Origin of the sequence: Microbacterium sp. A84 (assembly GCF_051842815.1) — a bacterium.
GTDB lineage: Bacteria > Actinomycetota > Actinomycetes > Actinomycetales > Microbacteriaceae > Microbacterium.
In genome coordinates this window covers 350,981-365,736 of the sequence record NZ_JBPXMS010000002.1, presented here as the reverse complement: position 1 = coordinate 365,736, position 14,756 = coordinate 350,981, and the positions used below count along the sequence as shown (strand labels likewise).

The following is a 14,756-nucleotide window of genomic DNA, read 5'->3' as shown; positions in this document are numbered from 1 at the left end:
GGTAACGTCAACATTGCAGAATTGTGAGCGGCGCAGTTATGAACGGTTGAGGGAGACGGATGCCCGGGGAAGACGACCTGATCCAGCCCAACCGGGCGCGCCCGCAACGCCCCTCGTCGGGCCGAGTGTCCATGGCGCAAGTCGCCAGCCGCGCGGGAGTCTCCGGCCAGACCGTGTCGCGGGTCGTCAACGACAGCCCTCGTGTCGACCCCGCCACCCGTGCCAAGGTCGAGAAGGCGATGGTCGAACTCGGCTACCGGCCCCATCGGGCGGCCAGAGCGCTGCGTACGGGCCGCACGCAGACCATCGGCCTCGTCGTGACCACGCTGGCGACGGTGGGAAACTCGCGGATGCTGCAGGCGACCGCCGCAGCGGCCGAGCTGCGTGGCTACGCGCTGCTCGTTGTCACGGCTGGCGACTCGGTCGCGACAGCATTTGATCGCCTCCACGAACAGGGCGTCGACGGTGCGATCGTTCTGAACGAAGCGTCGGCGATGACGCGCGCGAGCGATCTGCCAGAGGGACTGCGGCTGGTCGTCGTCGATGCGCCTGCGGCATCCGATCTTCACATCGTGCACAGCGATCACGCCGGTGGAGCCGCGGCGGCGACGAAGAGGATGCTCGATCTCGGCCACGACACCGTCTGGCACTTGGCCGGGCCGGAGGGATCGTTTGCCGCGACAGAGCGCGAGCGCGGCTGGCGGGAGACGCTTCGAAGCGCGGGCCTTGACCCGGAACCCGTGGTGAGAGGTGACTGGTCTGCCGATTCCGGCTACGCGGCTGCACCTGGCATGTCCGGGGCCGCCGCTGTCTTTAGCGCCAATGATCAGATGGCGCTTGGCCTCATTCGCGCACTCGCCGAGCAGGGGCGACGGGTTCCGGAAGACGTCAGCGTGATCGGCTTCGATGACGTGCCGGATGCCGCGAACTACCGCCCGCCGCTGACCACTGTGAGGCAAGATTTCGCTGCGCTCGCGAACGCTGCCGTCTCGGCGCTCGTCGCCGAGATCAACGGGAAAGAGCTGGTTCCGCCCGCAGTCATTCCCGCTACGCTCATCGACCGAGCCAGCACTCGCTCGACATAGCTCACGGCCGCGGCGTGAGCCTCAGAGACCTCCAACGATCGCGTTGTCGAGCTCGTCGATGTTGATGCCTTCACGCATCGCCCGGTTTGTCAGCAGCACCCATGCAACGCCTGCGGTTGGATGCACCCAGAATTCCGTTCCGGCCCAGCCGCTGTGGCCGTACACGTCACGGTCAACGAGGTCAGGTGCACGCGTGCGCAGGTTCCAGGTGAAACCCCAGTCCTGCCCGCGCTCGGCGGGATACGGCTCGAGCCGGGGGATCTTGCCCGTCAGCGGACGTCGCATCATCTCCAGGGTCGCTGGATGCAGGATTCCGCCGTGTTCGCCCTCGCCGATGCGCAGCAGCGCCGTGCCGAGCCGCAGCAAGTCGTCGGCGCGTCCGGCAACACCCGCGCCGGGAGATTGCTTGCGCGCGAATCGGGTCATGTCCAGGCCTGCCGCGGCCGCATCGATGACCGGATGCGCGTCGGACAGGTCGAGACTCAGCCCGTCTGCGCCGATCTCGGCGACCCACGCTGCGACCTCGGCCTCCCACGTTCTGTCGGTGGCCTGCTCGATAAGCGCGGCGATGCCCTCGAACGCGAGTGTCGAGTACCGCGATGCTGCGCCAGCGACGAAGTCGCGACCCTGTGCGAGCAGTTCCTCGCGCAGGGGCGGCGCGGAGTCCATCGGGGGTTCGCTGATCCCGGAGGTGTGGCTGACCAGGTGCCGCAGCCGCACAGTGTCGTCGTCGTGCGTGTCGTCGCGCGCGTCGCCGAACGCCGGCAGCGCGGCGGTCAATGGCGTATCCAGCGTGAGCAGGCCGCGCTCAATCGCGCGCGCCGCGGCGATGCCGACGAGAGGCTTGGTGATCGAGAACAGCGGATAGCGGTCGTCAACGCGTGCGTCGCCGAACGACTCCAGGGCGACGGTACCGTCGGCGGAGGCGATGCCGAGCACGGCGGTGGGCAAACGGCCAGCCTCGACGTGCGTGCGGACCCAGTCGAACGCAGCGGAAAAGGTCATCGGTCGAGCAGGAAGTCGGTCTCGCCGACCCGGAAGTGGGAAGTCACGCCGTCAGCCTAACCCGAGGGACTAACATGGAGCCGTGACACGGAGAGCGCTTTCCCGCATCCCCGACCTCATCGATGGGTCTCACCCGACGTGGTCGGTGCTGCGGCTGCTCATGCGCCGCCCCGGACGGATGCTCGTCGCCGTTCTCGCCTTCACGGTGAAGGAGATCCCGCTGTGGTTCCTCCCCGTCGTCACGGCGGCCATCATCGACATCGTCGCCGACGGGGGTGAGCCATCCGCCGTGCTGTGGTGGTTCGCACTGGCCGCTTTCCTGCTGCTGCAGAACTACCCGAACCACATCCTCTACACTCGCAGCTTCATGACGGTCGTGCGTGATACCGGCGCCGATCTGCGCAATGCACTGGCTGCGCGACTGCAGAGTCTGTCGATCGGATATCACACCAGAGTCAGCTCCTCGATCGTGCAGACCAAGGTCGTGCGCGACGTCGAGAACGTCGAACTCATGCTTCAGCAGGTCACCCATCCGTTGCTGTCCGCGGCGATGGTCATGACCGGCGCGATCGCGATGACGTCGATCGTGGTGCCGCAGTTCCTGCCGGTCTACGCGCTGACCGTTCCGATCGCAATCGGCATCCGCTACGGCATGCGCACACGCTCGCGTACGCGCAACGAGGTTTTTCGCCGCGAGGTGGAGACGCTGTCGGTGAGGGTGGGGGAGATGGCCTCGCTCATCCCCATCACCAGAGCGCACGGCCTTGAGCAGACCGCAGTCACCCGCGTGGCCAGCGGCGCCGATGGTGTGCGCCGCGCGGGCCTTCACCTCGACATGCTCAACGGGCACGTCGCCTCCATCTCCTGGGTTGCGATGCAACTGCTCGGCGTCGGCTGCCTCGTGCTCGCCGCCGTGTTTTCGCTCACCGGCTTCCTGCCGGTCACTCCCGGTGAGGTCGTGCTGCTGTCGACATACTTCACGCTGCTGACCGGTGGACTGGCCCAGTTGCTCATGCTGATTCCAGTCGGTGCGCGCGGCCTGGAGTCCGTGCGCTCGATCGCCGAGGTGCTGCAGGAACCAGACGTCGAGCTGAACGAGGGCAAGCTCCGGGTCGATGCCGTCGAGGGCACGATCACGCTCGAGGACGCCTCTCAGCGCTACGCCGGCGCGGACGTCGACGCCTTGCATCGTATCGATCTCGAGATCCCCACCGGAGCGACAGTCGCCTTCGTCGGCTCGTCCGGATCGGGCAAGTCAACCCTCATGAACCTGGTGCTCGGCTTCGTGCGGCCGAGCGGGGGACGCATCCTGCTTGACGGCGCCGACATGCGGGAGCTCGACATGCGCACCGTGCGCCGGTTCGTCTCGGTCGTGCCGCAGGAATCAGTATTGTTCGAGGGATCGATCCGCGACAACATCGCGTACGGGATGCCGGATGCCACGGACGAACGCATCAGCCAGGCGCTGCGCGATGCCAACGCGTGGGAGTTCGTGCAGGACCAGCCACGGGGCTGGGATGCCGTCGTCGGCGAGCGGGGTGCGCGACTGTCGGGCGGGCAGCGTCAGCGTCTGGCGATCGCCCGCGCGCTCGTGCGCGATCCGCGGATCCTGCTACTCGACGAGGCCACCTCGGCACTCGACCCCGAATCGGAGGGGCTCGTCAAGGAGGCGCTCGAACGGCTCATGCGCGGGCGCACCACCCTCGTCGTCGCCCACCGGCTGTCCACGGTGCGGCAGGCCGATCGCATCGTCGTGCTCGAGCACGGCCAGATCGTCGAGAGCGGCACCCACGACGACCTGCTCGCCGCAGGAGGTCGCTACGCGAAACTGCACCTCACCCAGGCGGGGCTCACCTGAGCCACTGCCTCGCGTCCTAATCCACGAAGGAGTGACATGACCCTGACCGTCGATCGTGCCGCCACCGAGATCGTCGTCCGCGACGGCGACGTCGAGCTGCTCCGGTATGTCTTCGTTCCTGATTCGCCGCAGCTCGAGTCGCCGAAGCCGTACCTCGATCCGCTGCGCACGCGAGCTGGGCGGGTGGTGAGCCTGTTCCGGCCGTGGGATCACGTCTGGCACAAGGGTATCGCCTGGTCCCTGCCGGTCGTCGACGACCAGAATTTCTGGGGCGGGCCCACATACGTACACGGGCATGGCTACGTCCAGCTGCCCAACGACGGCACACAGGCGCATATCGCCGTCACCGCAGTCGACGAGGGCCAGATCGCCCGCTTCGCGCACGATCTGGAATGGATCACCGAGAATGGCCGCCGTCTTTTCACCGAGCGCCGCGAGCTCACCGCGCGACTACTGACCGACGAGGCATGGGCGCTCACGTTCGCGACCGAGATGACCAACATCACGGATGCGCCGATCCTGATCGGCTCTCCGACGACGAAGGGCCGCGACAACGCCGGTTACGGCGGACTGTTCTGGCGCGGCCCGCGCTCGTTCACCGACGGAATGCTCGTCACCGCAGACGGGACAGGGTCTGGATCCGACGTCCGTGGCCAGCGTCACGAGTGGATGGGCTTCGCCGGCCGGCATGACGAGATCGATGTGACGTCGCTGCTCGTGATGGTCGATGCGACGTCCAACCCTCATCACCCGCCGCAGTGGTTCGCCCGCTCCGAGGAGTTCGCCGCGTTGAATCCGGCACCGTTCTTCAGTGAGGAATTCACGATCGCCCCGGGTGAGACGGCGACGTTCCGCTACGCGGTCGGGATCGCGGATGCTGGAGCGGATGCCGCCGCGGATCTCGCGGCGCGACTGCGGGAGCTGCTGTGACCGGCATCGGAACGATGTCCTCTGGTGCGCGTCGTAAAGTTCAAAGCGTTCCTTCTTCGAGACTCTAAGGCTCCCGCATGATCTCCCCCCTCCGCGCCGCGATCGTCGGCACCGGCTCAGTTGCCAACCTCCACGCCCAGGCGGTGGCGGTGCATCCGCGCGCCGAGCTTGTCGCCGTGACCGACCTGTCGCGCGCCGCGGCCGACGCCTTCGCTGAGCGGCACGGCGGTCCGGCTGTGTACGACACGCTCGACGCGCTGCTGGATGCGGAGCATCCGGACGTCGTGCTCATCTGCACTCCGCCGGTGGTGCACCGCGAGCAGGCGCTTGCCGCGCTCGCCGCCGGTGCGCACGTCGTGGTGGAGAAGCCGCCGGCGCCGTCGCTGAATGAACTGGACGAGATGCGCACGGCGGCGGCGGCGGCCGATCGTCAGCTGGCGGTGGTGTTCCAACAGCGCACCGGTACCGCCGCCGCGCACATCCGGCGTCTGTTGCACGAGGGTGCGCTGGGTCGCCCGCTGATCGCCGTCTGCCAGACGCTCTGGTATCGCGGCGAGGACTACTTCGCCGCGCCGTGGCGCGGCAAGTGGAAGACCGAGGGCGGCGGCACGACGCTGGGTCACGGCATCCATCAGCTCGATCTGCTCGCGTTTCTTCTCGGTGACTGGGCGAGCGTGCAGGGGCGACTGTGGCGGCTCGATCGCGAGACCGAGACCGAGGACGCATCCACGGCTACCATCACCTTTGCGAACGGCGCCGTCGCGCAGGCAACGACCAGTGCGGTCTCGCCACGCGAGACCAGCTCGATCCGCATCGACACCCAGAAGGCAACCGTGACCGTCGACCATCTCTACGGGCACGGTCACGTGAACTGGTCGATCACACCGGCTCCCGGTTTCGAGGGTGAGTCCGACGGCTGGGCGCTGCCGCCGGTCGAAGAGCAAAGCGGCCACGCGGTGTTGCTACGCGACGTGTTCGACGCGTTGCTGGACGGCCATGAGCTGCCAGAGACCGCAGACGAACCGGCCCGCTCGTTCGAGCTCGTCGCTGCGATCTACGCCTCGGCAGCCAGGGACGGAGCCGTCATCACGCCGGCCGATCTCGCTTCGCACTCGACGCATCGCACCGGTTTCGCGAGCCCGGTGACCGACATGCGGGACGCGGACGCATGATGCTCACCGGTGTCGAGACCTACCGCGGGTGCGCGGAGGAATGCCGGTGACGCGTCACGATTCAGGCTCAAGGGGGAAGCGTTGCGTCACACGCTTGCAAAACGTTTCAACGCGTAGTACCGTGACCGGCAAGCGCTTTCCCTGAATGTAATCTTCTGTTCGATATGAATAGCGCCCACCCTGCACCCACATGGACAATGAACGTTCGCCCGAGCACAGAGAACGCGGACGTTCACAGAGAGGACAAAGATGTTCAACAAGAAGCGGTCACTCGCAGCGGTCGCGCTCGTCACCGGCGCAGCCCTGGCACTCGCCGGCTGCGCCGCCGGCGGTAACGAGCCAGCAGAGGAGGTCGACTCCGAGGAGGAGGTCACGCTTGACCTCGCGTTTTGGGGCAACGACGTGCGCGCGGACATGTACAACCAGGTCATCGAGGCGTTCAACGAGGAGCACCCGAACATTACGGTGAACGCCACCTTCCTGGGCTTCCCTGAATTCTGGGAGAAGCGCCAGACTGAGGCCGCCGGCAAGAACTTGCCGGACGTCATGCAGTTCGATTACTCCTACCTTCGTCAGTACGCCGAGAACGGGCTTCTCCTCGACCTTGACCCGTACCTGGGTGACATCATTCAGACCGAGCCGCTCTCCGAGAACATCTTGTCGATCGGCGTTGTGGCTGACACCACCTATGCGATCCCGACCTCGACCAATGCGTGGGGTCTGTTCACCAATCCGACGCTGCTCGCGACGGTCGGCGCCGAGGACTTCGGCGGCGGTTCGTGGGCCGACTACACCGACTGGATGGCCGGCGTCACCGAGGCTGCAGGCGGCGAGTTCTGGGGCGGCGCTGACTACACCGCTCGCATCCAGAACTTCGAGCTCCAGTTGCGCGCAGAGGGCGGGAATCTCTTCAACGAGGATGGCACGCTCGGCTTCGATGAGGATCGCCTCGCCGAATTCTGGGAAGAAGGGCAGGAGGTCCGCGACGGGATCGGCGTCCCGCGGCAGCTCATCGAAGAGCTGATGCCCCTCGACCCGTTCGACGCGGCCAAGACCACCAGCGCGCTCACCTGGGACAACTTCGGCAGTGGCTTCCTCGGCAACCTCGGCGAGGGGTACACCGAGCTGGGTCTGCTGGCTCCACCGGTGACTGTTGAAGGTGCGAAGGACCTGTATCTGAAGCCCTCGATGCTGCACTCGATTGCCGCGAGCACCGAGCACCCCGCGGCTGCCGCCACGCTGGTCGACTTCCTGATCAACTCTCCGCAGTCGGGCGAGATCTTCGGTACGAACCGCGGCCTGCCTGCGTCGAGCACCGCGCTCGAGGCGGCTGGCCTCGATCCGTTGAGCCTGCAGATCAAGGACTACCAGTCCTCGATCGCCGACCGCCTCGGCGATGCCCCGCCGGTGCCGATCGTCGGCTCTGGCACCATCGAGGAGAAGTTCCGCCTGCTCGGCGCTGAGCTGAGCTTCGGCACGATCACCGTCGAGGACGCGGTCGCGCAACTCTTCACAGAGATCGACGTCATCCTGAACGGCTGATCTGGCTGACGGGTACGGGGTTCGGGCGGTAGCATCACCGCACGGACCCCGCACCCAGGACGCCACCCGAACTGCCCTCATCCCCACAGGAGCCCCCGTGAGTACGACTGAGACGAGAGTCATCGTCACCGGTGAGAAGCGGCGCCAGCCGCTGCGCCGCCGCCGGCCCGAGAGTCTGAACCGCCCCAGTCAGAAGCGTCGCCAGCTGCGCGAGACCGCCGCCGGGTACGGTTTTCTCATCCCGTGGTTGATTGGCTTCTTCGGTCTCACGATCATCCCGATGGTGTATTCCCTGTACCTATCGTTCACGCGGTACAACATCTTCCAGCCGCCACGCTGGGTCGGCTTCGACAACTACGTGCGGCTGTTCACGAACGACCCGCAGTTCATGCAGTCGGCGCAGATCACGCTGATCTACGTGCTTGTCGGCACCCCGATCTCTCTGGCCGCGGCCCTGGGGGTCGCGATGCTGCTGAACTACCGAGACAAGGGTGCCGGCTTCTTCCGCTCGGCGTTCTACGCCCCGAGTCTGATCGGCGGCTCGGTGTCGGTCGCGATCGTGTGGCGGGCGATGTTCGGCTCGGACGGCCCCGTCGACAGCGCGTTGAGGTCCTTCGGCCTCGACCTGGGTGGCTGGGTCGGCAATCCCTCACTCGTACTGCCAGCGATGATCGTGCTGGCGATCTGGCAGTTCGGCGCCACGATGGTGATCTTCCTGGCCGGCCTCAAGCAGGTGCCTAAGGAGCTGTACGAGGCAGCTGAGATGGACGGCGCGAACGCGTGGCACCGCTTCCGAGCAGTGACACTGCCGATGCTCTCTCCAGTGATTTTCTTCAACCTGCTGCTCGGCTTGATCGGCGCATTCCAAGTGTTCGCCTCGGCGTACATCATCTCCAACGGCTCTGGTGGTCCCGCGGGCATGACGAACTTCATCACCCTGTACCTGTACAAGCGCGGCTTCTCCGACGGGCAGATGGGCTACGCCGCCGCGATCGCGTGGGTGCTGCTCGTCGTCGTTGCGATCATTGCCTTCATCCTCTTCAGAACCCAGCGTTCCTGGGTGCATTACGCGGGAGACAACCGATGAGCACTTCCAACGCCGCCACGACGTCCGGTGCAGCCTCCACTCCGGTCTTCGCCGTGCAGCAGACCACACCGGCCAGCCCGCCTGCCCCCCGGCGCCGAGTGAAGCGCAAGACCTGGCAGACCGTTGTGTGGCTCCTCGTGTTGCTGGTACTCACCGCGATCGTGCTGTACCCGCTGCTGTGGCTGTTCTTCTCCACTTTCAAGCCCAATGCGGAGTTCGGCCAGAACCCCGGTCTGCTGCCGAACTCGCCCACGATCGAGAACTACATCAAGGTCGCCGACGGCATCGCTGGCGTGCCGATGTGGCGGTTCTTCCTCAACTCGCTCATCCTGGCCGTCGCGGCCGTGGCAGGCACGGTGCTGTCCTCGGCACTGGCCGCGTACGCCTTCGCCCGCGTGCAGTTCAAGGGCCTTGGCATCCTCTTCGCCGCGATGATCGGGACGCTGCTGCTCCCGTTCCACGTCGTGATCATCCCGCAGTACCTCATCTTCAACAACCTCGGACTGGTTGACACCTTCTGGCCGCTCGTGCTGCCGAAGTTCCTCGCCACCGAGGCGTTCTTCGTGTTCCTGCTCGTGCAGTTCATTCGGCAGATGCCGCGTGACCTGGACGAGGCTGCGCGCATCGACGGCGCCGGGCACTTCCGGATCTTCTGGGCGATCATCCTGCCGCTGATCAAGCCCGCCCTGATCACCTGCGCGATCTTCTCGTTCATCTGGTCGTGGAACGACTTCCTTGGGCCGCTGCTCTACCTGACCAGCCCCGACAACTACCCGCTACCGATCGCTCTGCGCCTGTACAACGACCAGACCTCCAGCAGTGACTACGGCGCTACCGTCACCGCCTCGTTCATTGCGCTGCTGCCGGTGCTGCTGTTCTTCCTGGCCTTCCAACGGTTCCTCGTCGACGGCGTCGCCACTCAGGGACTGAAGGGCTAAGTCAGCGTGGTCATGCAGGAGGAGATGACGATGTCCCGGCGCGAGGAGCGCGCCGCCCGCCGGGCTGCGCTCTCGGGCAGTGGTCCGACTAGGGGCGACGCGCAGCCTGCGCGCTTCCCGGGCGCAGGCGCGAAGTTCGCCCTGTTCGGCGAGGTGCTGCTCACCGGGCTCCTCATCACGATCGTCAGCGTGCTGGTCCTCACGCTGCCCGCGGCGCTGGCCGCCGGCGTCCGTCATCTGCGCCGGTTCATCGCGGCGGAAGACTCACGACTGAGTCTGTTCTGGGTGGACGTGAAGCGGGCGATCCTGCCGGGCCTGCCCCTCGGCCTCGGCGCAACCCTTCTCGCCCTCGTGCTGTTGCTCGACATCGATCTGGCGCGGTCGGGCTTCCTGCCCGGAGGGTCGATGATCGAGGTCGTCGGCTGGGTTGGCCTCGCCGCCGGAGCGCTTGCGCTGCTCACTGCCGCCGGCGCATGGACGCCCGAACTCGGCTGGAGGGGTGCGCTGCGCGCGATCCCGAGCGTCGTCGGGGCAGACATCGTCGGCGCCTGCTACCTCGTCGCTGCGGCGGTGTTCGTCGTCGCGACCACGTGGGCGCTCGCACCACTGTTCGTCCCCGCGATCGGATGTGCGGCGCTCGCTGTCGTCGCGATCCCAGAGCGTCGCCGTTCCCGCTGACGGCTGACTGCTGACTGTGATCCTCTGAGACGGCAAGACAGCGTGGGCGCGGCTTGCGGAAAGCGTGTTCCGATGCCATGATGAATTAACTGGAAAGCGCTTACCAAGTCGGGGTGGGCCGGAGAAAAGGAACGAAAGTGTCAGAGACGACCACGCTCGCTACCGCCCCCGCGGCATCCACTCGCCAGCAGGTGCGCGAGATCGGCATCATCATGAACGGCGTCTCCGGGCGCATGGGCTACCGGCAGCACCTGGTGCGGTCGATCCTCGCGATCCGTGATCAGGGGGGCATCGAACTTTCAGACGGCACGAAGGTGACGGTGAAGCCGATTCTCGTCGGTCGCAGCGAGACCAAGCTCGCCGAACTTGCCGCTGTGCACGGCATCGAGGACTACACGACCGATCTTGACGCGGCACTCGCTGACCCGCAGTGGGAGATCTACGCCGACTTCCTGGTGACGAAGGCCAGAGCATCCGCCATCCGCAGGGCGATCGCTGCGGGCAAGGCGATCTACACCGAGAAGCCCACTGCGGAGACTCTCGAAGAGGCGCTCGAACTCGCGCGTCTGGCGAAGGATGCCGGTGTGAAGACCGGTGTGGTGCACGACAAGCTCTACCTGCCGGGCCTGCAGAAACTCAAGCGACTCATCGACTCGGGCTTCTTCGGTCGCATCCTGTCGGTCAGAGGAGAGTTCGGGTACTGGGTGTTCGAGGGTGACTGGCAGCCGGCGCAGCGCCCGAGCTGGAACTACCGCACCGAGGATGGCGGCGGCATCATCACCGACATGTTCCCGCACTGGAACTACGTGCTGGAGAACCTGTTCGGTGAGGTCAAGAGCGTCTACGCGCAGGCCGCGGTTCACATCCCCGAGCGCTGGGACGAGAAGGGCGAGAAGTACACCGCCACCGCCGAGGATGCCGCCTACGGCATCTTCGAGCTCGAAGGCGGCGTCATCGCCGAGATCAACTCCAGCTGGACGGTGCGCGTGAACCGCGATGAGCTCGTCGAGTTCCAGGTTGACGGCACGCACGGGTCGGCAGTGGTCGGACTCTTCGGTGCGAAGATCCAGCCGCGTAACGCCACGCCCAAGCCGGTCTGGAACCCTGACCTTGAAGACACTCACGACTACGACGCAGACTGGCAGCAGGTTCCCACCAACGAGATCTTCCTGAATGGTTTTCGCCAGCAGTGGGAGGAGTATCTGGAGTCCTTCGTGCGCGGCACCGACTACCCATTCGACCTTCTTGCGGGGGCCAAGGGCGTGCAGTTCGCCGAGGCGGGACTCACCTCCAGCGCCGAGGGTCGCAAGGTCGTTCTCGAAGCTCTGACGCTGGACTGACCCATGACGATGCTTCGCCTTCTCTCCGATGACGGTGTGCTGTCGGATGCCACGCTGAACGACACGGGCACGTACACCCGTCCGAATGCGCCGCTGCGCAGCCGGGTGGCCTTTGCCGCCGCGCACGTTGTCCCCAAGGTTCATGCTGACAACACTCCGGGTCAGCCCGCGGACATCGACTGGGATGCAACCCTCGCATTCCGACGCAACGTCTACTCGTGGGGTCTCGGGGTTGCCGATGCGATGGACACCGCGCAGCGCAACATGGGGCTGGACGCGGCAGCCACGCGCGAGCTCATCGCCCGCAGTGCCGAAGTTGCCCGTGAGGAGGGCGGTTCGGTCGTGGTCGGTGTCAACACCGACCACATCGCCTCTGATACCGGCGCCGAGTCGCACATCTCGCTCGATGCCGTCATCGACGCCTACAAGGAGCAGCTGCACTTCACTGAGGAACAGGGTGCCGGTCCCGTGCTGATGGCTTCGCGCCACCTCGCTCGTGTGGCGACGGATGCCGCGGACTACCGTCGCGTATACCGCGAGGTGCTGCAGTCGGCGACCGTGCCAGTCGTGCTGCATTGGCTCGGTACCGCCTTCGATCCTGAGCTCCGCGGCTATTTCGGTGCGGAGGACTGGCAGAGCGCATCCGCGGTCTTGCTGGACATCATCGAGGAGAACCCGGGAAAGATCGCCGGGGTCAAGATGAGCCTGCTCAATGCCGAGTCCGAGATCTCGGTGCGCTCGCGCTTGCCTGAGCACGTGCGCATGTTCACCGGCGACGACTTCAACTACGTCGACCTCATCGGAGGAGACACTGTCGGACGAGGAAGCGGTCACTCCGACGCGCTCCTCGGCGCGTTCGCCGCAATCACGCCGGTCGCCTCGGCGGCGATTCAGGCGCTGGATGCCGGAGATCCCGAGGCGTACCTGCGCATTCTCGGGCCCACCGAGGAACTCAGCAGGCAGGTGTTCGCCGCGCCAACGTTCTACTACAAGACGGGTGTGGCGTTCCTGTCCTGGCTGAACGGTCATCAGCCAGCTTTTCAGATGATCGCAGGGCTCCACTCGGCCCGAAGCCTCCCGCACCTCAGCCGCATCGTCGAGCTTGCGAACGCATCGCTCGCGCTGGAAGACCCTGAACTCGCCCACACCCGCTGGCACGCGATGCTGCGCCTGAACGGAGTGGACGCATGAACGCTCCAGACCCGCGCCTGTCCATCAACCAGGCCACCATCAAGTACGCCGACCTGGCCACAGCGCTTCGGGTGACGGTCGAGGCCGGAGTCCAGGCGATCGGGTTGTGGCGTGAGCCGGTACAGGCGGTCGGCTTGACGGAAGCGGCGGCGATGCTCGCCGACTCGGGGCTGCGGTTCACCACACACTGCCGCGGTGGCTTCTTCACGATTCCTGAGGGGCCAGCGCGTCGCGCGTCGATCGATGACAACCGGGTCGCGATCGAGGAGGCTGCAGTCCTCGCGGCGGCCGGCGCTGAAGGATCCACCGCCACTCTCGTACTCGTCGCCGGCGGCCTGCCCGAGGGTTCGCGCGATCTTGTGGGGGCTCGTGAGCGAGTCCGCGACGCCATCGGGGAACTCGCCCCTGACGCCGCCGCCGCAGGTGTCACCCTCGCGATCGAGCCGCTGCATCCGATGTATGCGTCCGATCGTTGCGTGGTTGCCACTCTCGGGCAGGCGTTGGACATCGCGGCAGACTTCGACCCGGCTGTCGTGGGCGTCACGGTGGACACCTTCCACATCTGGTGGGATCCGGATGTGATCTCGAGCATCCAGCGTGCGGGTCGTGAGAGACGCATCGCGACATACCAGGTCTGTGATTGGAAGACACCGCTTCCGCTGGATGTACTCCTCGGCCGCCACTACCCGGGAGAAGGCGTCATCGACTTCGGGCCGATGACGCGTGCCGTACTCGCAAGCGGGTACGACCGCGACATTGAAGTGGAGATTTTCAACGAGAAAGTCTGGGCGACAGACCCGCTCGAAGTCGTTCGACGAACTGCTGCGGGGTTCGGTTCAGCCGTTTCGCCGCACCTCACCGCTTAGAATCACGATTGTGACTGACGTTCCTGCTCCCGCGCACTCCGGCTCAGCCACGCTGCATGACGTGGCGCGAGAAGCCGGAGTCTCTCTGGCCACTGCATCGCGTGCTCTGAACGGCTCGACGCGCAAGGTCGCGGACTCCTATCGGGAGCGGGTCGAGGCAGCTGCTGAAAGGCTCGGATACACCGCGAACCTGTCGGCACAAGCAACGGCTCGTGGCACGTCGGCCATCATTGCACTGCTTGTGGCTGACATTGCCGACCCTTACTTCGGTGAACTGGCATCCGGCGTCGCCCGAGGAGCCGATGAGGCGAGTCTGGTCGTCACGATCGCGATCACCGAACGCGACCCCGAACGCGAGGTGCGCCTCGTGCGAGCCCTCCGTGGTCAGCGCCCACGTGGCGTGATCCTTGCGGCATCCCGTCCCTCGCCCGAGATCGCACCAGAGCTCGCCAAAGAGCTCGACGCGGTGACGGCGTCCGGTGGACGGGTCGTCGCTCTCGGCGTCGGATCCGACACTGTCCGCTCCGTCTGCATCGACAATCGCGGGGGAGCCAAAGCCCTGGGGGCCGCACTCGCCGAGCGAGGGTATCGTCAGGCAATCGTGCTTGCAGCGGCCGAGGGCGTGGTGACCAGCGATGCACGTCTGGCTGGATTCGAAGATGGATTCACCGCTGCAGGCGGAGCGCAGCCGCGCGTCTATCGTGGTGCCTTCACACGCGATTCGGGCACCGACGTCATGGCGCAGGCGCTCGCAGATGGCATCGACCCAGGAACGCTCGTGTTCGGCATCAGCGACGTGGTCGCGATCGGTGCTCTGTCGGCGATCCGTGCGTCCGGACGTGAGGTAGGCGTCGACATCGCTTTGTGCGGGTTCGACGACATCCCCACCGGACGTGACGTCACCCCGGCCCTCACAACCGTGCATGTGCCGTTGGAAGACGTCGGATACGAGTCCTTCCGCGCCGCCACTGACCCGGACTGGGTGCAGGACGACGATGCGCTCCGGCTCGAAGTCCTCCTGCGATCCAGCACGCCCCCGCTGTCTTGACCGAGGACACGCTCAC

At 66.0% G+C, this 14,756-nt stretch carries 13 protein-coding genes; 12 read left to right on the top strand and 1 reads right to left on the bottom strand.

Annotation, left to right across the window (positions count from 1 at the left end):
* The first annotated feature begins 131 nt into the window (after positions 1-131).
* Positions 132-1,085: a LacI family DNA-binding transcriptional regulator gene (locus ACSU04_RS12060; protein ID WP_439285395.1), complete on the top strand. Its 954-nt coding sequence runs from the start codon at positions 132-134 to the stop codon at positions 1,083-1,085.
* Positions 1,086-1,106: 21 nt separating this feature from the next.
* Here ACSU04_RS12060 and ACSU04_RS12055 read toward each other — a convergent pair whose 3' ends face one another.
* Entirely contained in the window at positions 1,107-2,090 is a 984-nt protein-coding gene (locus ACSU04_RS12055) for a serine hydrolase domain-containing protein (RefSeq protein WP_439285280.1), read from the bottom strand.
* A gap of 82 nt (positions 2,091-2,172) precedes the next feature.
* Between ACSU04_RS12055 and ACSU04_RS12050 the strand changes: the two genes are divergently transcribed.
* The 11 genes from ACSU04_RS12050 to ACSU04_RS12000 all read left to right on the top strand — a co-directional run bounded on the left by ACSU04_RS12050 (position 2,173) and on the right by ACSU04_RS12000 (position 14,740).
* Positions 2,173-3,948: an ABC transporter ATP-binding protein gene (locus ACSU04_RS12050; protein WP_439285282.1), complete on the top strand. Its 1,776-nt coding sequence runs from the start codon at positions 2,173-2,175 to the stop codon at positions 3,946-3,948.
* Positions 3,949-3,984: 36 nt separating this feature from the next.
* Positions 3,985-4,878, top strand: a complete 894-nt coding sequence (locus ACSU04_RS12045) for a PmoA family protein (RefSeq protein ID WP_439285284.1) — start codon at positions 3,985-3,987, stop codon at positions 4,876-4,878.
* Between the two features lie 77 nt (positions 4,879-4,955).
* Positions 4,956-6,050 carry a Gfo/Idh/MocA family protein gene (locus ACSU04_RS12040; RefSeq protein WP_439289676.1) on the top strand — a complete coding sequence of 365 codons (1,095 nt, stop codon included), beginning with the start codon at positions 4,956-4,958 and terminating at the stop codon, positions 6,048-6,050.
* A 249-nt stretch (positions 6,051-6,299) separates the two neighbouring features.
* A complete protein-coding gene (locus ACSU04_RS12035) occupies positions 6,300-7,592 on the top strand; it encodes an ABC transporter substrate-binding protein (RefSeq protein ID WP_439289675.1) in 1,293 nt (430 codons plus the stop codon).
* Between the two features lie 97 nt (positions 7,593-7,689).
* On the top strand, positions 7,690-8,679 hold the full coding sequence (locus tag ACSU04_RS12030; protein WP_439285289.1) for a carbohydrate ABC transporter permease: 990 nt from the start codon (positions 7,690-7,692) through the stop codon (positions 8,677-8,679).
* Positions 8,676-9,617 (top strand): carbohydrate ABC transporter permease, encoded by a 942-nt coding sequence (locus ACSU04_RS12025; protein ID WP_439285290.1) that lies wholly within the window; start codon positions 8,676-8,678, stop codon positions 9,615-9,617. Before ACSU04_RS12030 ends, ACSU04_RS12025 begins: the two co-directional genes overlap by 4 nt.
* A 30-nt stretch (positions 9,618-9,647) precedes the next feature.
* The gene (locus ACSU04_RS12020; protein WP_439285291.1) at positions 9,648-10,295 is read left to right on the top strand and encodes a hypothetical protein; all 648 of its coding nucleotides are present in this window, start codon (positions 9,648-9,650) and stop codon (positions 10,293-10,295) included.
* Between the two features lie 212 nt (positions 10,296-10,507).
* Positions 10,508-11,635: a Gfo/Idh/MocA family protein gene (locus tag ACSU04_RS12015; RefSeq protein WP_439289762.1), complete on the top strand. Its 1,128-nt coding sequence runs from the start codon at positions 10,508-10,510 to the stop codon at positions 11,633-11,635.
* Positions 11,636-11,638: 3 nt separating this feature from the next.
* Complete coding sequence (locus tag ACSU04_RS12010) at positions 11,639-12,826, top strand: dihydrodipicolinate synthase family protein (RefSeq protein ID WP_439289674.1); 1,188 nt, start codon at positions 11,639-11,641, stop codon at positions 12,824-12,826.
* Complete coding sequence (locus ACSU04_RS12005; protein ID WP_439289673.1) at positions 12,823-13,692, top strand: sugar phosphate isomerase/epimerase family protein; 870 nt, start codon at positions 12,823-12,825, stop codon at positions 13,690-13,692. Before ACSU04_RS12010 ends, ACSU04_RS12005 begins: the two co-directional genes overlap by 4 nt.
* Positions 13,693-13,702: 10 nt before the next feature.
* Positions 13,703-14,740 (top strand): LacI family DNA-binding transcriptional regulator, encoded by a 1,038-nt coding sequence (locus ACSU04_RS12000; RefSeq protein WP_439285296.1) that lies wholly within the window; start codon positions 13,703-13,705, stop codon positions 14,738-14,740.
* Positions 14,741-14,756 lie beyond the last annotated feature (16 nt).

Excerpts from the sequence above, each read along its gene's own strand:
- ACSU04_RS12035 (WP_439289675.1), top strand. The coding sequence starts at position 6,300 with ATGTTCAACAAGAAGCGGTCACTCGCAGCGGTCGCGCTCGTCACCGGC.
- ACSU04_RS12045 (WP_439285284.1), top strand. The coding sequence starts at position 3,985 with ATGACCCTGACCGTCGATCGTGCCGCCACCGAGATCGTCGTCCGCGAC.
- ACSU04_RS12010 (WP_439289674.1), top strand. The coding sequence starts at position 11,639 with ATGACGATGCTTCGCCTTCTCTCCGATGACGGTGTGCTGTCGGATGCC.
- ACSU04_RS12020 (WP_439285291.1), top strand. The coding sequence starts at position 9,648 with ATGTCCCGGCGCGAGGAGCGCGCCGCCCGCCGGGCTGCGCTCTCGGGC.
- ACSU04_RS12015 (WP_439289762.1), top strand. The coding sequence starts at position 10,508 with ATGAACGGCGTCTCCGGGCGCATGGGCTACCGGCAGCACCTGGTGCGG.
- ACSU04_RS12005 (WP_439289673.1), top strand. The coding sequence starts at position 12,823 with ATGAACGCTCCAGACCCGCGCCTGTCCATCAACCAGGCCACCATCAAG.
- ACSU04_RS12060 (WP_439285395.1), top strand. The coding sequence starts at position 132 with ATGGCGCAAGTCGCCAGCCGCGCGGGAGTCTCCGGCCAGACCGTGTCG.
- ACSU04_RS12055 (WP_439285280.1), bottom strand. The coding sequence starts at position 2,090 with ATGACCTTTTCCGCTGCGTTCGACTGGGTCCGCACGCACGTCGAGGCT.
- ACSU04_RS12040 (WP_439289676.1), top strand. The coding sequence starts at position 4,956 with ATGATCTCCCCCCTCCGCGCCGCGATCGTCGGCACCGGCTCAGTTGCC.
- ACSU04_RS12025 (WP_439285290.1), top strand. The coding sequence starts at position 8,676 with ATGAGCACTTCCAACGCCGCCACGACGTCCGGTGCAGCCTCCACTCCG.